At 71.1% G+C, this 19,974-nt stretch carries 18 protein-coding genes; 9 read left to right on the forward strand and 9 right to left on the reverse strand.

Annotation, left to right across the window (positions count from 1 at the left end; all coding sequences use genetic code 11):
• Nucleotides 1-5 precede the first annotated feature (5 nt).
• From IPI43_14355 to IPI43_14390, 8 genes are read right to left on the reverse strand one after another with little or no spacing between them, the layout of a single operon-like run.
• Nucleotides 6-2,891, reverse strand: coding sequence for a sulfatase-like hydrolase/transferase (locus tag IPI43_14355; GenBank protein ID MBK7775290.1), 2,886 nt, complete (start codon nucleotides 2,889-2,891; stop codon nucleotides 6-8).
• Nucleotides 2,888-3,601, reverse strand: a complete 714-nt coding sequence (locus tag IPI43_14360) for an alpha/beta fold hydrolase (protein ID MBK7775291.1) — start codon at nucleotides 3,599-3,601, stop codon at nucleotides 2,888-2,890. Before IPI43_14360 ends, IPI43_14355 begins: the two co-directional genes overlap by 4 nt.
• Nucleotides 3,594-4,670, reverse strand: a complete 1,077-nt coding sequence (locus IPI43_14365) for an NAD(P)-dependent oxidoreductase (GenBank protein MBK7775292.1) — start codon at nucleotides 4,668-4,670, stop codon at nucleotides 3,594-3,596. The genes IPI43_14360 and IPI43_14365 overlap by 8 nt, the downstream gene beginning before the upstream one ends.
• A complete protein-coding gene (locus IPI43_14370; protein MBK7775293.1) occupies nucleotides 4,667-5,527 on the reverse strand; it encodes an indole-3-glycerol-phosphate synthase in 861 nt (286 codons plus the stop codon). Before IPI43_14370 ends, IPI43_14365 begins: the two co-directional genes overlap by 4 nt.
• On the reverse strand, nucleotides 5,524-6,570 hold the full coding sequence (gene trpD / locus IPI43_14375; GenBank protein ID MBK7775294.1) for an anthranilate phosphoribosyltransferase: 1,047 nt from the start codon (nucleotides 6,568-6,570) through the stop codon (nucleotides 5,524-5,526). The genes IPI43_14370 and trpD overlap by 4 nt, the downstream gene beginning before the upstream one ends.
• Nucleotides 6,567-7,157, reverse strand: a complete 591-nt coding sequence (locus tag IPI43_14380) for an aminodeoxychorismate/anthranilate synthase component II (GenBank protein ID MBK7775295.1) — start codon at nucleotides 7,155-7,157, stop codon at nucleotides 6,567-6,569. Before IPI43_14380 ends, trpD begins: the two co-directional genes overlap by 4 nt.
• A gap of 10 nt (nucleotides 7,158-7,167) precedes the next feature.
• Complete coding sequence (locus tag IPI43_14385) at nucleotides 7,168-7,767, reverse strand: hypothetical protein (protein ID MBK7775296.1); 600 nt, start codon at nucleotides 7,765-7,767, stop codon at nucleotides 7,168-7,170.
• Complete coding sequence (locus tag IPI43_14390) at nucleotides 7,767-8,672, reverse strand: alpha/beta hydrolase (protein ID MBK7775297.1); 906 nt, start codon at nucleotides 8,670-8,672, stop codon at nucleotides 7,767-7,769. The genes IPI43_14385 and IPI43_14390 overlap by 1 nt, the downstream gene beginning before the upstream one ends.
• A 76-nt stretch (nucleotides 8,673-8,748) precedes the next feature.
• On the opposite strand from IPI43_14390, the gene IPI43_14395 reads away from it, so the two are divergent.
• The 8 genes from IPI43_14395 to IPI43_14430 all read left to right on the forward strand — a co-directional run bounded on the left by IPI43_14395 (nucleotide 8,749) and on the right by IPI43_14430 (nucleotide 18,407).
• Nucleotides 8,749-10,482, forward strand: coding sequence for a carboxypeptidase regulatory-like domain-containing protein (locus IPI43_14395; protein ID MBK7775298.1), 1,734 nt, complete (start codon nucleotides 8,749-8,751; stop codon nucleotides 10,480-10,482).
• 86 nt (nucleotides 10,483-10,568) lie between these two features.
• On the forward strand, nucleotides 10,569-11,948 hold the full coding sequence (gene ftsY / locus IPI43_14400; protein ID MBK7775299.1) for a signal recognition particle-docking protein FtsY: 1,380 nt from the start codon (nucleotides 10,569-10,571) through the stop codon (nucleotides 11,946-11,948).
• Nucleotides 11,949-12,376: 428 nt separating this feature from the next.
• On the forward strand, nucleotides 12,377-13,051 hold the full coding sequence (locus IPI43_14405; GenBank protein MBK7775300.1) for an outer membrane beta-barrel domain-containing protein: 675 nt from the start codon (nucleotides 12,377-12,379) through the stop codon (nucleotides 13,049-13,051).
• 2 nt (nucleotides 13,052-13,053) lie between these two features.
• Nucleotides 13,054-13,971: an outer membrane beta-barrel domain-containing protein gene (locus IPI43_14410; GenBank protein MBK7775301.1), complete on the forward strand. Its 918-nt coding sequence runs from the start codon at nucleotides 13,054-13,056 to the stop codon at nucleotides 13,969-13,971.
• Between the two features lie 124 nt (nucleotides 13,972-14,095).
• Nucleotides 14,096-14,899 (forward strand): fumarylacetoacetate hydrolase family protein, encoded by an 804-nt coding sequence (locus IPI43_14415; protein ID MBK7775302.1) that lies wholly within the window; start codon nucleotides 14,096-14,098, stop codon nucleotides 14,897-14,899.
• A complete protein-coding gene (locus tag IPI43_14420; GenBank protein MBK7775303.1) occupies nucleotides 14,896-15,414 on the forward strand; it encodes a hypothetical protein in 519 nt (172 codons plus the stop codon). Before IPI43_14415 ends, IPI43_14420 begins: the two co-directional genes overlap by 4 nt.
• 3 nt (nucleotides 15,415-15,417) lie before the next feature.
• A complete protein-coding gene (locus IPI43_14425) occupies nucleotides 15,418-16,956 on the forward strand; it encodes a DUF2868 domain-containing protein (protein MBK7775304.1) in 1,539 nt (512 codons plus the stop codon).
• Complete coding sequence (locus IPI43_14430) at nucleotides 16,953-18,407, forward strand: DUF3482 domain-containing protein (protein ID MBK7775305.1); 1,455 nt, start codon at nucleotides 16,953-16,955, stop codon at nucleotides 18,405-18,407. Before IPI43_14425 ends, IPI43_14430 begins: the two co-directional genes overlap by 4 nt.
• A 533-nt stretch (nucleotides 18,408-18,940) precedes the next feature.
• On the opposite strand, the gene cysC is transcribed toward IPI43_14430, so the two are convergent.
• Nucleotides 18,941-19,555: an adenylyl-sulfate kinase gene (gene cysC, locus IPI43_14435; GenBank protein MBK7775306.1), complete on the reverse strand. Its 615-nt coding sequence runs from the start codon at nucleotides 19,553-19,555 to the stop codon at nucleotides 18,941-18,943.
• 50 nt (nucleotides 19,556-19,605) lie between these two features.
• On the opposite strand from cysC, the gene IPI43_14440 reads away from it, so the two are divergent.
• Complete coding sequence (locus IPI43_14440; GenBank protein MBK7775307.1) at nucleotides 19,606-19,941, forward strand: hypothetical protein; 336 nt, start codon at nucleotides 19,606-19,608, stop codon at nucleotides 19,939-19,941.
• Nucleotides 19,942-19,974: the final 33 nt, after the last annotated feature.

Consider the following 19,974-nt stretch of genomic DNA (forward strand, 5'->3'; position numbering starts at 1 on the left):
GAGGGTCAGCGGATGTTCACGCGACCCACCTCGATGGTGGTGCCTGCGCCGCGCGCCGTGCGGTACTCGATGGGGTACTGCTCGTCCAACACCGTGAGCGTGACGCGCAGCTCTACCGGGTGGCGGATCTCGCGCGGAATGACCATCTGCACCGAGTCGCGCAGGATCTCACCGCGCCGCCAGTCCGTAGTGCGGTAGCGCCCGTGGATGGGGTAGTGGTGCGCGTGGAAGTGCGGTGGGATGGGGAACCCCGGCGGCCCCTCGAGGTTCACGTAGAAGAACAGGTCCTTGTCGATGCGCGAGTCCACCCGATAGTAGAAGTCCATGGCGATGCGGTCGCCCGGGTGGAAATTGGTTTCGGGCAGGTCGTAGCCCAACAGGGTGAACTGCCCGGGGAACTGCGCGTCGAGCCGCGCCGTCATGTTGATGGGCTCGGCCGGCAGCCGCGCGTCGGCCACGATGTCCTCGGTGCGGTTCTCGGGCCGGTGGGTCTGCGCCATCCAGGCGCGCAGCAGGCCCAGCAGCTCCAGCGCGTCCTCGCGACGCTCGTCGCTCAGGTCGTGACGCTCCTCGGGGTCGGCGGCCAGGTCGAACAGCTGATACGTCCCCTCGCGCGTCCAGTAGATGAGCTTCTGGTTGCCACGGTAGATGGCCTTCTGGTCGTAGGGGTAGAGGCCGTCCGGCATGAGCTCGGTGAAGATGAGCCGCTCGGGGTCGGGCTCGCCACCGGTCATGACCCCCACCAGGCTGCGGGCCGGCACGGGCTCAGGCAGCGGGATGTTCGCCAGGTTCAGGATGGTGGGCATCACGTCGAACAGGGCGACGGGGCTCGTGATCTCGCGCGGGGTCACCCCCGGCACGCGGATCATGAGCGTGGCGTAGACCTCCTCGTTGTAGAGCGCCTGGCTGTGGCCCGTGTGGCCGTGCTCCGAGAACGCCTCGCCATGGTCGGACATGAGCACCACCACCGTGTCGCCGTTCAGCCCACGCTGCTCCAGGGACGAGAGCAGGCGCCCCACCTGCGCGTCCGCGAGCGTGATCTCGGTGTCGTACTCGTCCACCAGCGCGTCGCCGAAGCGGCTGGGCATGCGGTCCCAGAGGTAGCGCTCGTGGACGTTGAAGAGGTGCACCCACAGCATCCACGGGCGCTCGCTCGCCTGCAGGCGATCCAGCTGCGTCAGCGCCTCGTTCACGGGCCGGTCCCGTGCGGGTCGGTACTCCGGGATCTGGTTCACCTGTTCGAAGCCCTGGAAGAAGCCGTCGACGCGCGTGAAGTAGTCGGTGCCCATGGTGACTGCGGTCTCGTAGCCGCCGCCGCGCAGCGCCTCGGCGAACGTCTGATTCTCGCGCAGCAGCGAAGGCCAGAGGTACTCGCTGCCGTAGGCCACCTGCGAGGGATAGCGGCCCGTGAACACCGCCGGGATGGAGCGGATGGAGCGGCTCGACTGCGCGACCACGCGGCGGAACCGCACCGAGCGCCGGCAGAACGCGTCCATCACGGGGGAGGTGTCGCGCTCGTAGCCCATGCAGCCGAGGTGATCTGGCCGCAGCGCGTCGATGGACACGAGCAGGATGTTCGGGGTCTGCAGGCCCGCCGGCCGAGGGGCGTAGTGCCCCGTGCCGAAGTCCGCCACGTCGCGCGAACCGTCGCCGTCGAAGCAGTCCGCGTCCACGCCATCGCCCTCTAGATCCACCGAGCCGGGGTGCACGCTTCCTTCGCGGTCGTTGCAGTCACTGCCGCCGAAGGCGAAGGCGTAGCCGTCCCCGTCGCGGTCCGTGAGGGACAGATAGGCGCGCAGCGTGGGGCGCCCGACCACGCTGTCCTGCTCCACCAGGGCTCGGACGCGGTTCCGAGCGCCGTAGGTGGCCCCCGTCCACACCAGCAACCCGAGCGAGACGAGCGTGGTGAGCACCGCCAGCGCTACCGTTCCGCGTACACGCAGGCGCTGGCGGAAGAGCAGCACCAGCAGCAGGTAGAGCAGCACCGTGCCGGGCGCGTAGCCCAGCATGACCGGGTCGTACGCGCGCAGCAGCATGGGCGCGCGCAGGGCCAGCCCCACCAGCGACGACGTGACACCGGCCGCGACCACCAACCCGATGATGCCGACAGAGGCCAAGCGCCAGGGCAAGCGGCGCGCCAGGGGCAACACCAGCGCGCGCAGCGTGGCCGCGCCCAGCGTCAGCAGCAGCACCAGGCACAGCGCGAAGAGGCTCATGGCCCACGAGGCCAGCTGGGGGTCGTGGTAGCGCGTGGCGAAGTGCTGCATGCCGCGCGAGATGCCCACGGCGAAGCCCGCCACGCCCAGCGCCACGGCCAGCGCGGACGCGAACGCTGGCGGGTTGGACTCGAAGAGCGCGCGCCGGTCGCGGTGCGAGAGGCGGATGCCGTCGAACCATGGGGTGTGCAGCACCACCAGCGTGGCCAGCCCGAGCGCGAGACCCAGCAGCAGCCCGAGCGGCGCCAACATGGCGGTGATGTTGCCGAGGGCCAGCATGCGGTCCGCGAACGAGAGGCCGCTCGAGTTGGCGCGCGCGGCGCCCACGGTGACGTCGGTGAGCGCGAGCGCGGTGGCCACCAGGGCCCCGACGGCGAGGTGACGGGAGATGAGGAAGCCCGCGCTGGGCGGCGGAGCGAGCGCGGCGGGAGTCCGGGGAGGCGGCGACGAGGCGAGCGGCAGCGGGGCTGGCGGCGGCGCGGATGCCGTGGGCGCAGGCGCTGGCGCCGAGGCGAGCGGCAGCGGGACTGGCGGTGGCACGGACGCAGCGCGAGGCGGAGCTGGCGGAGCGAGCGACGCAGGTGGCAGCGGCGCTGGCCGAAGGGTGGCCGAGGGCAGCGGGCCGCTGCCCCCCGAGCGCGATCCGGTGGGCGTGATGGAGTCGTCCTCGCTCACGACGCGACCGACCTCGGGCCTCTGACCAGCGCCCGGGCCCCCGGCGCGACGCCCGCCACGGCATCGAGGATGCGCTCTTGTGCGTGCGGCGCATAGAGGATGCCGTTGTGGCCCACACCCTCGATGACGTGCTTCCAATCGGCAGGGCAGCCGAGCGCGCTGTCGGGCGGAACGGTGGCGTCTTCGGCTCCGGCAAACGCGTAGTGCACGGGCCCGCCGCGCGCCGCTTCCAGGCGCGAGATGACGGGGCTCCCCGGGCGAATGGCCGCGCCCAAGCCGAACGGCGCAAGCCGCGCGACGCGTGTCCCCTGGTGCGGCGTGCTGATGGTGACCACGCGGCTGACCCGCTCGGCGCCGCCCAGCTCGTGCACGTACCAGCGCGCCAGCATGCCGCCCAGCGAGTGGCCCACCAGGATGAGCTCCGTGGACGCCGGCACGTGCCGGTCGAGCGCGTCGGCCAGGCGTTGCGCGGTGGCCTCGAAGCTGCCGTAGCTGGGGTAGCCGAAGGCCATGGAGGCCCAGCCCAGCTCACTGGCCAGCCGCCGGCGCAGCGGGTCGAACACCGGCGCCGCCGCCATGAAGCCGTGGATCATGACCACCGCCCTGCCCCCGGCGAGCGGCGGCTCCGAGCGGCGCCCGTGGCGCGCGATCAGCGCGGCCTGCTGCGCGAACGCCCGGCCTTCGGTGAAGCGCGGCGGGTCTTCAGCCATAGCGAGGGACCCACTCCTCGGCTTGGTACCAGCGCAGCACGTCGCGCCAGCCCGTCTCGAAGCTAGCGTGGCGCGGCACGAAGCCGGTGGCCGCGAGCTTGCTGCCGTCCACCACCAGGTCTTCGTAGAGCAGCGTCATGTGCTCCACGTCCAGGCGCGGCCGCAACGCCGACTTGATGCCGTGGCGCATGACCACGGCCTTCCACGCCGCCAGCGCGGCCGCGTCCGCGCCCTGATGCGCCCCGGGTTGCTGGAACAGCTTGCCCAGCAGGCGGTAGAGCGCCTCGGGCGCGTCGCCCAGCGACACGGTGGTGAGCCCATAGGCATCGAACGTGATCCCCAGGCGTGCGCCCAGCGTCATCTCGTCGCCATCGCTCACGTTGTAGACCTCGCCGGCGGCCTCCTCGAGCGGCAGCAGGTGTAGCGCCGCGCGAGCCACGTCTTCGGCGTGCACCATGGTGCCCCGCGGCCCGCCGCCAAAGCGCGGAACCACCGGCGAAGCCAGGCGCACCAGCGGACCCACGGCGAGCAGGCTGGCCGCGAAGTGACGCCCCCGCCGGCCATAGATGGGCGCCGCGCGCAGCACCGTGACGCTGGGCGTGTTGCCACGCTGGCCGAGCAGGTAGGTCTCGGCGGCGCGCTTGCTCATACCGAACGGCCCGCGCGGGGCGATCTCGCTCTCCTCGTTGAGCGGGACACCATCGGTGCGCGACGCATAGAGCGTGGCGTTGGACACCTGGATGAAGCGCTGTGCGCCGCCCCGCGCCGCGGCCTCGTAGAGGTTGGCCACGGCGTCCGTGTTGGTGCGCGACAGCTCGGCCGAGTCGGCGCCGGCGTCCAGCTGGGCCGCTGTGTGGACCACCGCGTCGCAGCCCTTGACCAGCTCGTCGAGCGCGGCCGCGTCGCGCAGGTCGGCCACGCGCACCTCGCCTCGCACCGGTGAGCGCACGCCGGCGCGGCTCATGTCGGTGGCGATGACGCGGTAGCCGGAGGCCTCGGCCAAGCCCGTGACGTAGCTGCCCACCGTTCCGCGCGCGCCAGTCACCAAGAGCGTCTTGAGCTTCTTCATGTCGTCTCCTCCAGCGTCGCCGCTGCGAGCATCGCGCGCACGCCCTCGGCAGGGTCCTCGCAGCGCATCAAGCCTTCTCCGATGAGCGCGGCGTCGGCGCGTGTGCCGCTCAGCCGTGCGAAGTCTGCGGGGGTGCGGATGCCGCTCATGAAGATGGCAATGCGCGCCGAGTCCACTTGCGCGAGGCAGCGGGCGGCGCGCTCCATGTCCACCTCGAAGGTGCGCAGGTCGCGCGCGTTGACGCCCACCAGCGTGGCGTCCGTGCGGAGCGCCACCTCGAGCTCGGCCTCGTCGGCCGCCTCCACCACGGGCTCCATGCCGGCGCGTCGCACGTGATCGCAGAGCGCCTGCAGCGGCCCGAGCGGGAGCGCGCGCACCAGCAGCAGCACCATGGAGGCGCCGCAGACGCGCGCCAGCTCCACCTGCACCGGGTCCAGCACGAACTCCTTGAAGAGCACGGGCGCCTCGCAGGCCTGGGTCACGCGCCGCACGGTGAGCGGTGAGCCTCCGAAGCCGGGGCCGTCGGCCAGCACGCTGAGGGCCGCCGCGCCGCCCTGCTGATAACTGCGCGCGAGAGACGCCGCAGCGCCGGGCGCGGGCCGCCGAATGGCACCCACGCTGGGGCTGCGGAACTTGATCTCGGCGATGATGCGCGGGGCGTGGTGCGGCTGGGCGCGCCGCAGGGCCGTGAGCGCTCGGGCGCCGCGAGCAGCGTCTAGTGGCAGCTCACCCGCCAGGCGGTCCAGCACGCCGCGATGGGCCAAGCGGCGCCCGACCTCCACCCGCTTGCGCGCCAGGATCTCGTCCAGGTAGGCGCGACGGGGCTCGGCGTGGGAGCGAGCGGCGCCCTCGCTCACGGGGACGCTCGCAGCGCTCGGGTGAAGGCGACCCACTCGTCCAGCTTGGCCGTGGCGGCCCCGCTGTCGATGACCTGGCCTGCGAGCTGGGCGGCTTCCATGGGGGTGCTGGCCATGCCGGTGACGCACAGCGACGCGCCGGCGTTGATGAGCACCGCCGTGCGACGAGCGCCCGCTTCGCCAGCCAACACGGCGCGCGCGATGGCCGCGTTCTCCACCGCGTCCCCGCCCACCAGCGCCGCGAGCGGCACCGGGTCGAGACCGAAGTCTGCGGGGGTGAGCACGCGCTCGTGGATCTCGCCGTGGGCCAGCATGGCCACCTGGGTGGGCCCGGACGTGGAGAGCTCGTCGATGCCGCCGTGGCCGTGCACCGCCCACGCTGCCGTGACGCCCAGCAGCTTCAGCACCTCGGCCATTTGGCGGACACGCGCGGCGTCGTAGACGCCCACCACCTGGTGCGACGCGCTGGCGGGGCTGGAGAGCGGCCCCAGCAGGTTGAAGAAGGTGCGCAGCCCGAGCTCCCTGCGGACCGGCGCGGCATGGCGCAGCGCGGCGTGGTGCTGCGGCGCGAACAGGAACCCGATGCCCACCTCGGCCACGCAGCGGGCCACCTGCCATGCGTCGAGGTCGATGCGGACCCCGAGAGCCTCCAGCACGTCGGCGCTGCCCGCGCGGCTCGAGGCGGCGCGGTTGCCGTGCTTGGCCACGCGCACGCCGGCGGCCGCCACCACGATGGCTGAGACGGTGGAGATGTTGAAGGTGTCGTGCCCGCTGCCACCGGTGCCGCACGTGTCCAGCACGGGGCCCTGCACCTCGAGCGGGCTGGCCACGCAGCGCCGGCGCATGACGCGCGCGGCCGCCGCGATCTCCTCGGAGGTCTCACCCTTCATGCGCAAGCCCACGGCGAGCGCGGCGATCTGCGCGGGCGAGGCCGCCCCCGCGAGCACCTGCTCCATGGCGTGCTCCATGGAAGCCGCGTCCAGGTCCTGGCCCTCGACCACGCGAACGATGGCCTCCCGCAGGGCGAGGTCGAGCTCGCTCACGGGCGGCGCCCTCCGCCTGGCAGCGTGTCCAGCCAGTTGCGCAGCAGCTGGTGCCCGTGCTCGGTGAGGAACGACTCGGGATGGAACTGCACGCCCTCCACCGGGTGCTCACGGTGCCGCAACCCCATGATCTCGCCCTCGGCCGTGCGCGCGGTGACCTCGAGCACGCTGGTGAGCGTGGCCGGGTCCACCAGCAGCGAGTGATAGCGCGTGGCGGTGAACGGGCTGGGCAACCCACGGAACACCCCGAGCCCCTCGTGGAAGATGGGCGACGTGCGCCCGTGCATGAGGCGCTCGGCCCGCACCACGCGCGCGCCGTAGTGCTGGCCGATGGCCTGGTGGCCCAAGCAGACGCCCAGCACGGGCAGCGTGGCCCCCAGCTCGGCCAGGATGCCGTTGCTGACCCCCGCGTCGTCCGGCGTCCCGGGGCCGGGGCTGATGAGCACCCCCTCCGGGTCCAGCGCGCGCACGCCCTGCACGTCGATCTCGTCGTTGCGATGCACGGTGACCACGGCACCCAGCTCGCGCAGGTACTGAACGAGGTTGTAGGTGAAGGAGTCGTAGTTATCGACGACGAGGATCGCCATGACGGAGGGGTTACTCACCTTCGGCGGATGCGTCAATGCGACGCAGCGCGTCAGCGAGGGCCACGCGCGCCGCCGCGACGGCGTCCCCGGCGTGCCGCTGATCGCGCAAGGCGTCGGCCAGCGTCAGGTCCTCCACGATTCCCCGCTCGAGCGCGGCGGCATAGCGCGTGAGCGCGGTCTCGCGCGTGGTCCAGGCCAGGAGCCACTGCTCGTGCAGCAGCGTGCCCAGCTCGGACCGTGGCTCGATCTCCTGGAGCCGTGCGAGCTGCGCCCGTGAGGCTGGCAGGGCCCTCTCGGTCAGGACGCCGGCCGCGCGAACGGGCAGGTCGCGCTCCACCGCGCCGTCCACGTCCAGCAGCACGATCTCGACCGCGTCGGGGGCAGCGCCCACCACCTCGGCGAGCAGCGCCACGTCGGCGCGCTCCGCCTCCGTGAGCGGCGCGTTGGGTGCCGGGTTGGCTGGGACCGCCGCCGGTGTGGCATTGCGCTGCGCGAGCGCCTCGCCACGCCGCCGCATCGTCTCCACTTGGCTGGGCGGCTCCTCCTCGGGCGCGGGCTGGCATGCCAGGCTGGCCGTGAAGCTCAGCAGGATGATGAAGCGGAAGCCCATCACGACGCGCGTGCAGGGGAGACCGTGCCGGCCGCATAGCCCCGCGTGAGCCAGAACTTCTCGACGCGCAGGTTGACCAGCTCCGGGTACTCCACCGCGGCGTAGTGCGTGCCTCCCGCGATGACCATGAGCTCGGCCTCCGGGATGGCCGCTGCCATCTTCGCCGCTGCCGCCTGGGGCGTCATGATGTCGCGGTCGCCGGCGACCACCAGCACGGGCACGTCCACCCGTGACAGCAGGTGCGTGGCATCGTGCTCGCCCAGCAGCTCGAGCAGCTTGAGATAGATGCCCATGTCCAGGTCCTTGAACGACGCCGCGAGCGCGCGGAACACGTCTTCGTCCAGCGTGCCGGCCGCCAGCCCGAGGCCCTTGGCCAGCTGCACGGTGGCCGGGAAGCGCACCGCCTGGCGCACCACGGCTTCCACCCACCGCGGCTGGCTGCCCAGCGCGCGCAGCACCGGCGGGACCACCTTGTCCATGAACCCCAGGTTCATGACCGACTCGTAGATCTGGCCGGACACCCCGTTGAGCAGCGTCATGTTGGCCACGCGCTCGGGCGCGAGGTGGAACATCTCGAGGGCCACCTGCACGCCCATGGACCAGCCCAGCAGCGCCGCGCTGTCGATGCCCTCGGCGTCCATGACGGCCAAGCCGTCGCGCGCGTGGGCGTCGATGTGGAGCGCGCCGGCCACGCCGGGTGGGCCCGAGCGATACAGCCCACGGTAGTCCCACGAGATGAAGCGATAGCGGTCTTGCAGGTACCGAATCTGGTGCGTCCACGCGACCCAGCTCCCGCCGAGGCCGTTGCAGAGCAGCACGGGGCGGCCCTGACCCACCACGTGGTAGGCGATGTCGGTTCCGTCGAAGGAGCGGACACGTCGTTCTTCCACCAAGGGCTGCGCCATGGCCGCGAAGGTACCAGACCGGAGCGCTTCGCCGCACGCCTTGCGACGCGAGCCACTTTCGGGGCAGGGTGCGGCCGTGTCGCGTCGCCCCCACGTCGGGAGAGAGCTGGTGTTCGGGTGCACCCTGGCCGCCTGCTTCGGCGTGCTTCTGCCCATGGCCACGGCCCAGACACGCGTCCGCGTGATGGCCGAGACACGCATCGACGTGGCGGCCGAGCGCGCCGGGAGCAGCGTGCAGGTGCTGGGTGTGCTGCGCGACGACCTGGGCCAAGCCCTGCCCCACCGCGAGCTCCATGTGTTCACGCGGCAGCTGATGGACGACACTGCCACGCCGCTCGCGGACACGGGCGTCTTCGGCGCGGAAACGATCCTGACCGACGAGCGCGGCGAGTTCACGCTGACCGTCGCCTGGGTCGGGGGCCGCTTCGCGCTCTCGTGCAGCTTCGTCGGCGACGAGTTCCACCTGCCCGCGAGCGTGGAACGCGTGGTGGACCCCACCCTGGCCGACGTGCGCCTGCGCTTCGATCTGCACGTGACCGCGCGGGAGCTGGACCTCGACCTGCCGGACGCGCAGGTGCGGGTAGTGGCCGAGTCCAGCCAGGGTGGCGAGGGCCTCGCGCTCACGCTGCGCGACGAGCTGGGCCGTGTACACGGGAGCGCCACCACCGATGCGGGCGGACACGCCACGTTCCAGCTCGGCGACACCACCGAGGCCACGCCCGGTCCGGGTCGCTGGGTGGTGGACTTCCCGGGGGACACCCAGCGCGCGGCGGCGCGGGCAGAGCTGCCCATCGTGCGTCTGCGGGCCACCGTACTCACGGCCACGCTTCCCACGCAGGCCCTCGATCCCGGTGAGTCGGTCACGCTGAGCGGCACGCTGCGCGACTCGCGTGGCGGCGTCGCCGGAGGCGCCGTGGGGGTGTTCGGTGATGGCGAGCACGTCACCACGGTGGTGACCGACGCGAGCGGTGCGTATCGCGCCACGTTCGATGTGCCACGGCATCGCGAAGGCACCACGTGGACGCTCGAGGCGCGCTTCGCCCCCGAGGCCCCCGGACCGCAGCCCAGCGTCTCGCCCAGCGTCGCGCTGCGGGTCACGTCGCCGTGGCCGCTCGACTGGCTGTGGCTCCTGCTGCCGCTCGGTCTCTCGGTGCTCGCGCTGCTCGTCGCGCGTCGCCGCGAGCGCCGCACCAGCCAGCCCGCGCTGCGCACCACCGCGCTTCCGCCCGGCATCACGGTGGGCGCGCGCACCCACGGGACCCACCGCCACGACCAGCTGGCCGGGGTCATCCTGGACCACCAGAGCGGCGCGCCACGTGCCGGCGCCATCATCACGCTGAGCCACGCCGCGAGCGCGAGCAGCGGGGCTCCAGAGCTGCGTGCAGAGAGCGACCACGAAGGCCGCTTCACGCTCAGCGGGCTGCCCGCTGGCGAGTATCGCTTGCGCGTGCAGCTGGCCGGCTACGTGGGCGTGGATCAGGGCGTGAGCGTGCCGCACCGCGGCGAGTGGTCCGACGTGGTGGTGCGGGTGGAGAGCTACCGGGCGCGCGCGCTCGCCGTCTTCCGACGCGTGGGGCGCCGCTTCGTCACGTCCGAGCGCGTGTTCGAGACCACGACCAACCGCGAGATCCCGGACGCAGCACCCGAGACGCACCGCGGGCAGCTGCTCGCGCTGGCGCAGCAGACCGACCGTCTCTACTACGGCCCGGTCGACCCCGAAGCCGTGGATCTCCCGCCGCTCGAGCACGCCGCCGCGGCCCTCGAGCAACAGATCCAGCCAGCGCGGCTCCCCCGCGATCCGAGCGATTGACGCACGGCGTTGACGCGACTTGCCTCGTCTCTCTATAGTGGCCGCCCACCCGCGAAGGTGGGGCGCCCGCAGCCCTGGAAGTACTGATGCTCACAACCGTAACCGTCATCGTGGTGATCCTGGTCGTCTTGGTCGCGATCGTACTCGCGACCCGCAAGAAGCCAGAGCTGCCCACGGGTGAGGACAGCAGCGCGCGGGAGCTTCCGCCCAGGGCCGCCACGCCTTCGCAGCGGGCAGAGATCGACCCGACGCGTCCGTCGGCGGTCACGAAGTCGGACCGCAAGAGCCCGGCAGACTCCGCCAAGAAGGAGGAGACCAAGGACGAGCCCAGCGCCGCGGCCCCCGTGGCAGAGAGCGCCCCCACTCCGGCGGCCGAGCGCGCCAGCAGCAAGCCGCCCGCCGTGGAGCCTGCGCCCGCGGTGGCCGCCGGCCCTGCCAAGCCCTCCACGCCGCCCGCCCCCCCAGCTGCCGCCACAGCGCCGGGCACCCGCCAGCGCGCCTCGGAAGATGACCGCGCGGCCATCAAGGAGAGTCTCAAGGGCACGCGCACGGGCTTCATCGCGCGGCTGGCCAGCGTGTTCCGTCGCAAGCCCGAGATTGACCCGGCCCTGCTGGACGAGCTGGAAGAGGTGCTGATCTCGGCGGACCTCGGCATGCCGACCACCCAGAAGATCCTGGGCGCTCTCAAGGCCCGCCTCGAGCGCAACGAGCTGGCCAACGCGGATGCCGTGTGGGCGGCCCTGCGCGAGGAAGGGGCCAGCATCCTCGGGGGAGCCAGCGGCGGCCTCGCGCTGCCCAGCAGCACCCCGGCGGTGATCTTGGTGGTGGGCGTGAACGGCGTGGGCAAGACCACCACCATCGGCAAGCTGGCGGCGCGCTACGCCGAGGGTGGCAAGAAGGTGCTGTTGGTGGCGGGCGACACGTACCGCGCGGCCGCCGTCATGCAGCTGGAGGCCTGGGGCCGCCGCGCCAAGTGCGAGGTGGCGAAGGGCAAGGACCGCGCCGATCCGAGCGCCGTCATCTTCGACGCCATCAAGCGTGGTGTGGACGAAGGCTTCGATGTGGTGATCTGCGATACCGCGGGCCGGCTGCACACCAAGACGCCGCTCATGGAGGAGATCAAGAAGGTGGGGCGCAGCGTGGAGAAGGCGCTGGGTCGCAACGCCGACGAGGTGCTCTTGGTCCTGGACGCCACCACCGGGCAGAACGCTCTGCAGCAGGCCAGCCAGTTCGGCGAGGCCCTCACCATCACAGGCGTGGCCCTCACCAAGCTGGACGGGACCGCGAAGGGTGGCGTCGTCCTCGGGATCGTCGATCAGCACAACATCCCCGTGCGCTTCGTCGGTGTCGGCGAGCGCATGGAGGACCTCCGAGTCTTCGACGCAGAGAGCTTTGTCGAAGGCCTTTTCACCAAACCCGAAGCGTCGGAGCTCGACGAGAGCGCGGCCTCGGGCGAGGCGCCCTGAGTCCCATCCTCGGCCGTCACGAGGAAACCGTTGATTGTTTCGGAAGCCCCGTGATATAGTCGCCGCCGTCGCAGTGAGTGGATATTCATGAGCAATTTCAGACGTTTAGCAAGTGCCTCCCCCGGGTCGATGCTCGGTGCGAAAGGGATCTCGATGCCGAAGCGATATCTAGCCCTGCTGGTGGGCGCGTTCGTGCTGGTTCCTCAGTGGGAACCCGCGCGCGCCCAAATGGACTTCAGCCTCGACGAGACTGGGGAAGCAGAAGGGGAAGGCGAGGCCGAGCCCATCCCCGATGAGACTCCCATCGAGGACGAGAGACTCAGGGTAGCGGCGGCGCACTGTCCGACTGGGGCGCCACCCCGCCGCCGGACGCCACGCCCACCACTCCGGCCGCTGCAGAGGACACGGAAGAGCGTCCCACCGAGGCGGTGGAAGAAATCTACGCCGTCCAGCAGATCTACGCGCTGCGCCTCAACCGCTTCGAGCTGGCCCCGTCGGCGGCGTTCGTCGTGAACGACCCGTACGTCAGCCACCCGGCCGTCGGCGTGGCCATGAACTACTGGTTCTCGAACGTGCTCGCCGCCGGCGTGAACTTCCTCTGGTACCAGTTCATCGACTCGCAGGAGTCGGACCTGAACTTCTTCCTCCGCCGCTCCACGCGCCTCGCGGTGCCCATCACCGAGTGGCAGATGGGCCTGCACCTGAACTTCACGTACGTGCCCTTCTACGGCAAGTTCAACATGTTCCGGGAGTTCATCTTCCAGTACGACGCGTACATCGTCGGCGGCGTGGGCCTCATGCGCACCCGCCCGGTGCCGGTCATCGACCAGGCCGTGCGCGAGTTCGACTACGACTGGCGCGTGGCCTTCAACATCGGCCTCGGTATCCGCATCTTCTTGTCGCGCTACCTCGCGATCTTCACCGAGTTCCGCAACTACATGTACCTCGAGCGCTACGAGAACCTGGACGTCGCCCTCGGCGAAGCCCGCAACGACCCGGACACGTGGCTGGCGGACAGCAACACGTTCACGAGCGCGGCCACGGTGCAGGTCGGCCTCACCGTCTTCTTCCCCTTCACTGTCGAATACAGGTTGCCGAAGTGATGATGACGAACTCCACCCTCTCGCGGGCCTCCATCGCCCGACCCGGTGCGGCGCTCGTAATCGCGCTCGCGCTCCTCACCACGCTGGCCGCGCCGTCCTCGACAGCGCAGGCCCAGGACGTCCAGGTGGAAGGTCCGCTCGCGGGCCAGCCTGCCGTCCGCCACATGCGCCTGTACCGTGAGGGTCGCCTGCGCCTCATGCCCACCTTCGGCATGACGCTGCAGAACGAGTTCACGCGCGCGCTCCTTGCGGGCGCCGAGGTAAGCTACGGCCTCACCGACTGGCTCTCCATCGGTGTCTGGGGCGCCTACGGCGTCGTCCAGGTGGACACGGGCCTCACCGACCAGGTCGGCGCGCGCGGCGTCACCACGGACCGCAACCGCCTCAGCCTCCCCTCGCGCCAGGGCTTCAACAACCAGATCGGCAACATCAACTGGGTCACCTCGCTCCAGCTGACGTTCGTCCCGCTCCGCGGCAAGCTCAGCTTCTTCCAGAAGCTCTTCGTGGACACCGACTTCTACATCTTCGCGGGTGCCGCCCTCGTGGGCATCGAAGAGCGGGCCAACATCCGCCGCGACGGCAGCGCCAGCATCACGGATGGTGTCTGCGGTGACGGCGCGCCGGTCGCCATGCGCGACCAGTGTCTTCGCGAGAGCCAGAACGCGCGCGCCAACCGCATGACGGTGGCTCCCACGTTCGGCGCTGGCCTCTCCATGTACTTCAACGACTTCATCGGTCTGGCCATCGAGTGGCGCGGCATGCCGTTCGCCTGGAACACCTCGGGCACCGATGAGCGTGGTCCGGACGGGCTCTTCCCCGACGGCGCCATCAACTACCGCGACCGCATCCGTCACTTCAACAACATGGTCTCGCTGGGGCTCATCATCTACCTGCCCACCGCTCCCGAGATCACGGACTGACGCGCGGCGTCAGCCACCTCCGCACGGCGGGGCAGCTCTCGGGCTGCCCCGTTCTGCTTTAACGGCCCGCGAGTAACCCACGCTTTTCGGTTCCGTCTCGGCTCACCCTCCGTATGCTGCGCCCATGCGCTACGTTCGTGTGGAGTTCGAAGGCAAGCTGCGGGACGCCCGCTTGGACCGGCTGGTGGAAGACCGGGAGCTGAGCGTGACGCTGTTGGACGCGCCGGCGCTCTCGGGGGGCGCACCCATCGGGTCGAGCCTGACCCTGCCGCTCGCCGCCCTACGGGCCCCGCTCGCGCCGGGGAAGATCGTGTGTGTGGGCCAGAACTACCGCAAGCACGCGGCGGAGCTGGGCAAGCCCGTGCCCGAAGAGCCGCTGCTGTTCCTGAAGGCGAGCTCGTCCGTGATTGGGCCGGGAGAACCCATTCGCACGCCCCCGGAGAGCGAGCGCGTGGACCACGAGGGTGAGCTGGGCGTGGTGATCGGGAAGCGCATGGTGGACGTGCGTGCCGAGGACACGCTCGCGCACGTGTTCGGGTACGTGGGCGCCAACGATGTGACTGCGCGCGACCTGCAGCGGAAGGACGTGCAGTTCACCCGCGCCAAGAGCTTCGACAGCTTTTGCCCCATCGGCCCGTTCGTGGAGACCGATCTCGACCCTGGGAACGTGGGCATCCGCGTCATGGTGAACGGCGCGCTGCGCCAAGACGGGCACACGGGGGACATGGTCTTCCCGGTGCCGGAGCTGCTGGCGTACATCTCTGCGGTGATGACGCTGCTTCCCGGCGACCTGGTGCTGACGGGCACGCCCGCCGGCGTGGGCCCCTTGGTGAGTGGTGACGTGGTGCAGGTGGCGCTCAGCGGGCTCGGGCTGCTCACCAACCCAGTGACGACGCGGGTGCGCCAGTCTGTTATCGTCGAGGGATGAGCGCCCCAGACCACGACGACGAGTCCACGACCCCGCCCAAGGACGAGCCCCGCGAGGCGGAAACCAAGGTGGACCCCGCGTCGCGTCCCTCGGAGCGCCCCGATGCGGCCCGCGATCTGCGGAACGCCGTGTCCAGCTTGAAGAGCGCCGCCGGCGCGCTGTTCGGCAACGTACAGCCCGCGCTCAAAGAGGTGCTGGACGAGGCGGACCGCGTCTATCAGCAGGCCAAGGCCAGCGCCAAGCCCGCCGTGAGCGGCGTGGCCGAGGAGGCCAGCCGCATGGTGAAGCAGATTGGCGAGACCGCCGAGCCGCTGGCGCGCAGCGTGGGTGGCGAGCTCCACAAGTTCAGCGAGGTCATGGCCGAGGCCGTGGAGGGCGCCGTCAAGGGAGCCCGGGGCGCCGTCTCGGCCGCGCGCGGAGCCACCGACCCCGCCCGCGCTGCAGATGACGAAGACCAGGCAGCCGAGCCCGAGGCGCCGCGCGCGCCGAACACGTCGGGCAGAGATGACGACTGACGCATGACCAGCGAGGCGGAGTCGCCCCCGCTGACGTTCGGGGAGCTGGTGGATCTGGAGGTTGGTCTCCGCCAGGACGCCGACGCCCCGCGTGAGCTGTTGGAAGCGGACGCCGCGCGTGTGCGCGAGCAGCCGCTCCCCAGCGGGCGCCGCGCCCTGCTGCGCGCGTGGGTGGAGAGCACGCGCGCACGCCGCGACTACGGCACGCTGGGCGCCACGTGGGAGCACGGCATCGCTGCCGCAAGCGCCTTGCTGTTCGTGGGCATGACCGCCGCGGGCTGGGGTGTGGGCGCGGGCCTCTTCCACTACACGGGCGAGCACCCCGTCAACGTCCTCACCGTGCTGGTCATCTTGGTTGGCGCGCAGGTGGCGCTGCTGCTGCTCACGCTCATCTCGCTGATGGTGCTGCGCATCTCGCCCAACGCCTACGAGGGCATCCCGTTGCTGGACATGCTGCGCGCGCTGGTGCGCAACCTGGGCGGGGTCCTGGCGCGGGCGTTCGCGCAGCGCAGCCCGGCGCGGGCCAGCGCGCTGCGGCAGGCCATGGGTTATGCGCGCTCGCGCCACGGGCTCTACGGCCACGTGGAGCGGCTGATGATCCTGCGGTCGCTGCAGCTGGCCGCAGTGGGCTTCAACCTGGGCGCGCTGAGCAACCTGCTGTTCACCGTGTCGGTGTCCGACTTGGCATTCTCCTGGGCCACCACGCTGAGCTGGACGCCGGAGGGCCTGGCCCGCGTCTTGGCCACCGCCGCCACGCCCTGGAGCTGGGCCTGGCCTGCCGCGTGCCCGGACGAGGCGCTGCTGCGCGCCACACAGTACTCGCGCCTGGACGCCGCGTTCGAGGGCGCCGGCCTCGGCTCGCGCGGGGGCCTGGGCGCGGGTCGCTGGTGGCCCTTCTTGGCCATGTGCGTGGCGGTCTACGCGCTCTTCCCGCGGCTGCTCATGCTGCTGGGCAGCCAGCTGGCGCTGCGCCGCGCGTTCGCGCGCGTGTCGCTGGACACCCCCGAGATCGAGAAGCTGGAGCGCCGCCTGCGCGGGCCCGTGGTGCAGCGCTCGCGCCCCGAGGACCCGGCCGACACCCGGCCGCTAGGAGTGGGCGCAGAGCCCGTGCTGGCGCCCACCGCCACGCGCGACGCGGTGCACGCCGTGTGTGTGCGCTGGCGTGATGCGCGCTTCCGTGTGGGCGACCTGGACACGCTCCTGCGCGACACGTTCGGCGTCACGCGCGAGGGGACCGTGGGCGCTGCGGGCGGCTACGACTACGCCGACGACGAAGCCGTGCTCGAGCGCGTGCGCGCGCTGGGCGCCGCCAAGACCCCCGTGTTCGTGGTGGCCGAGCCGTGGGCCTCGCCAGACCGCGCATTCAAGCGCTTCGTGGCGGCGCTGCGCGAGTCCGCAGGCAGCACGCGGCACCTGAACGTGCTGCTCACCTCGGGAGGCTTGCCGTCCGACCGCGAGCTGTGGGCCGGCTACTTGGCCGAGCTGGGTGACCCATACTTGGCGCTCGACCCGGACGCCGCCGTCACGTCGGAGAGCGCATGAGCGTGCAGGTGCCGAGCACGGTCCCCACGTTCGCCGTGGTGGGCCGAGTGAACAAGGGCAAGTCCAGCGTCATCGCGAGCTTGATCGAGAACGACCGCGTCAAGATCTCGCCGCGGCCGGGCACCACCACCGAGTGTGTGCGCTACGACGTGGCCGTCGACGGACAGACCCTCTTCAGCGTCATCGACACGCCCGGCTTCGAGGATGCTCCGCGCGCGCTCTACTGGATGAAGTCCCGCGAACGCAGCGCCGCCGAACGCCCTGGGCTGGTGCGCGAGTTCGTGCAGACCTTCGCGGGCACCGACGAGTTCATCGAAGAGTGCCGTCTGCTGCAGCCCATCTTGGACGGCGCCTGCATCTTGTACGTGGTGAACGGCGACGAGCCCTATCGGCCCAACTACGAGGCCGAGATGGAGATCCTCCGCTACACGGGGCGGCCCACCATGGCGCTCATCAACCGCAGCACCAGCGGGCGGTATCTCGACGAGTGGCAGCGGGCCCTCGACCAGTTCTTCAAGCTGGTGCGGCTGTTCGACGCGCACGGCGTCACCTACCAGGACCGGCGCGCGCTGCTGGAGGCGTTCCGCCTGCTCACGCCACAGTTCAGCGGGCAGCTGGATGCGGCGCTGGCGGGTCTGGCGCTCGAGCGCAGGCGGCGGCGCTATGAAGTGGCCGGCATCGCGGCGGACCTCTTGGTGGACGCGCTCAGCTTCCACCTCACCATCGTGCTGCGCGAAGACCAGGCGCTGGACCTCGAGCGCGCGCGGCTCGAGCGTGAGTTCCACGACCGCCTGCGGCAGCTGGAGACGGCCGCGCACCGCAAGATGGCCGAGGTGTTCCTGCACCGCCTCGAAGGCTGGTCCCCCGAGACGGCGGCCGAGCTCGAAGGCGGCGCGGACCTCTTCGCCGAAGAGACCTGGGACGTGATGGGGCTGTCCCCCACCACGCTGGTCGCCCTTTCCACGCTGAGCGGTGCAGCGGCCGGCGGGGCGCTCGACGCCGCCGTGGGCGGGGCGTCGTTCATGGCGGGCGCGATGATCGGCGGCCTCGGGGGCCTCGGCATCGGCGTCTACGAAGTGAACCGGCGCTTCGCGAGCGCCAGCCACCTGAAGGACCAGGTGGAGTCCGCGCTCAACGCCACACGCGGCGGGCAGCGCATCCGCGTGGGGCCGCACCCCTCGCTCAACTTCCCGTTCGTGCTCCTGGCGCGCGCCGTGCTGCACTTCGAGCGCATCCGCGCGTGGGCCCACGCCGTCGCCGAGCTGCCTGCGCCTCCCTCTCAGCCGGGCGCCACCCTGGCAGGGCTGGACGGCTCCGCGCGCAAGCGGCTGGCCGACCTCTTCCGCCAGGTTCGCAAGAAGCACCGCAACGTGCCGCGCGAGCTGCGCTGGGAAATCCACCAGACCGTACGCGGGCTGCTCGACGCGACGGTGGGCGAAGACGAGAACTGAGGGGGCTGCTCGACGCACGGGCGAAGGCCGCTTCGCTTACCGCGCGTTGGTCGCCGGACGGGCTGCATCACTGTCCGGAACCGTCGTTGTCGTTGTCGTGAACGTTGACGGCGACGGCGACGGCGACGGGTCTCGTCAGGCGCTCGCCGGACCGGGCCATGGAAGTGGGTGAGGGGTAGAGTCGTCGACTCGAGGCGGAGCGGAGGAGCTCGGATCGGTCCGAACGTCGCTATCCACTGCGCAATCCCCGTTTGCCGGGACCACAGACGTGTCGCCGACGCCCACGTCGCAGTCCTCCACCGGAGGGGGAGGACTTCTCCACGAAGCGAGGCCGAGGTCGCTGCCTCGGCTTTCAAGCCGAGGCGCCCAATGAGCCTCGCAGTTCAGACGCCTCATGCCGAGTGAGCCCGGAGCCTCGAACCGGCATTTCCGGTCAGCACGATTCCCGTCCGGCGAGAGTCCGAGGGGACCCGTCGCCGTCGCCGCTCAGGACCACGACAACGACAACGTGGAGCAGACCTGCTCGCGCCCTCTCACCCCGCGCTCAGGTACCCCTGCGCTTCCAAGTACGCGATGACCTCGCGCGCGCTCGCGTCCACGTCCTGGCTGCCGGTGTCCACCCGCAGCTCCGGGGCCTCGGGTTCTTCATAGGGCGCGCTGATGCCCGTGAAGTCCGGGATCTCCCCCGCCCGTGCCTTCTTGTACAGGCCCTTCACGTCGCGCGTCTCGCACACGTCCAACCCAGCGGCCACGTGCACCTCGAGGAAGTCGCCCTCCGGCATGGTCGCGCGCACGCTCGCGCGGTCTTCGCGGTACGGCGAGATGAACGCGGTCAGCACCACGGCGCCCGCGTCGGTGAAGAGCTTGGCCACCTGCCCCACCCGGCGGATGTTCTCCGTGCGGTCCTCGGGCGCGAAGCCCAGGTCGCGGTTGAGCCCGTGGCGCACGTTGTCGCCGTCGAGCACGTAGGCGAACACACCGCGCTCGGTGAGCAGGCGCTCCACGCGGTGCGAGAGCGTGCTCTTGCCAGAGCCACTCAGGCCCGTGAGCCACAGCGTGACCCCGCGGTGCCCGTGGGCGCGCGTGCGGGCCTCGCGGCTCAGCTCGCCGATGTGGAACGTGAGGTTGCTCGCCTTGGGTTGCGACATGCGGCGACCATAGTCCCCGGGCAGCGCACCGCAAGCCGGGTTCAGGGCGGATGATCCTGCTCGTCTCGCTACGGCGCCGATTCGCCTTGCTGCAGGGCACGATGGGCACCCACGGCTTCAGCCTGATCATTCAACACAAGTCTTGGCAGGCTCTGGTCAACATGAATCGGTCCTGTTTCAAAGGGAATTGGCACCCCGGCTTGAAAGCCGGGGCAGCATCCCTCGCCCTGACAGGCGCGGAAGTCCAGCCCCTAGCGGGCCCGGACTGGGCAGTTCCAAGCAGGAGAACGGTTGAGCGCAAAGGCGTGGATGACCCAGAACTCGAGACCCATCCGACCTTGAACCACGCAGTCCGCGCCCGGCAGGGGGCGGACTTCCGCAATTGATCCAGGCCCGGGATGCTGCCCCGGGTTTCAACC

The organism is Sandaracinaceae bacterium (assembly GCA_016706685.1).
Classification (GTDB): Bacteria; Myxococcota_A; Polyangia; order Polyangiales; family Houyiibacteriaceae; genus JADJJE01.

Bases quoted from the DNA above. Each gene is read 5' to 3' on its own strand.
- IPI43_14360 (MBK7775291.1), bottom strand. From the start codon at position 3,601: ATGGCTGAAGACCCGCCGCGCTTCACCGAAGGCCGGGCGTTCGCGCAG.
- IPI43_14365 (MBK7775292.1), bottom strand. From the start codon at position 4,670: ATGAAGAAGCTCAAGACGCTCTTGGTGACTGGCGCGCGCGGAACGGTG.
- IPI43_14380 (MBK7775295.1), bottom strand. From the start codon at position 7,157: ATGGCGATCCTCGTCGTCGATAACTACGACTCCTTCACCTACAACCTC.
- IPI43_14385 (MBK7775296.1), bottom strand. From the start codon at position 7,767: ATGGGCTTCCGCTTCATCATCCTGCTGAGCTTCACGGCCAGCCTGGCA.
- IPI43_14390 (MBK7775297.1), bottom strand. From the start codon at position 8,672: ATGGCGCAGCCCTTGGTGGAAGAACGACGTGTCCGCTCCTTCGACGGA.
- ftsY (MBK7775299.1), top strand. From the start codon at position 10,569: ATGCTCACAACCGTAACCGTCATCGTGGTGATCCTGGTCGTCTTGGTC.
- IPI43_14410 (MBK7775301.1), top strand. From the start codon at position 13,054: ATGACGAACTCCACCCTCTCGCGGGCCTCCATCGCCCGACCCGGTGCG.
- IPI43_14415 (MBK7775302.1), top strand. From the start codon at position 14,096: ATGCGCTACGTTCGTGTGGAGTTCGAAGGCAAGCTGCGGGACGCCCGC.
- IPI43_14420 (MBK7775303.1), top strand. From the start codon at position 14,896: ATGAGCGCCCCAGACCACGACGACGAGTCCACGACCCCGCCCAAGGAC.
- IPI43_14425 (MBK7775304.1), top strand. From the start codon at position 15,418: ATGACCAGCGAGGCGGAGTCGCCCCCGCTGACGTTCGGGGAGCTGGTG.
- IPI43_14430 (MBK7775305.1), top strand. From the start codon at position 16,953: ATGAGCGTGCAGGTGCCGAGCACGGTCCCCACGTTCGCCGTGGTGGGC.
- cysC (MBK7775306.1), bottom strand. From the start codon at position 19,555: ATGTCGCAACCCAAGGCGAGCAACCTCACGTTCCACATCGGCGAGCTG.
- IPI43_14440 (MBK7775307.1), top strand. From the start codon at position 19,606: ATGATCCTGCTCGTCTCGCTACGGCGCCGATTCGCCTTGCTGCAGGGC.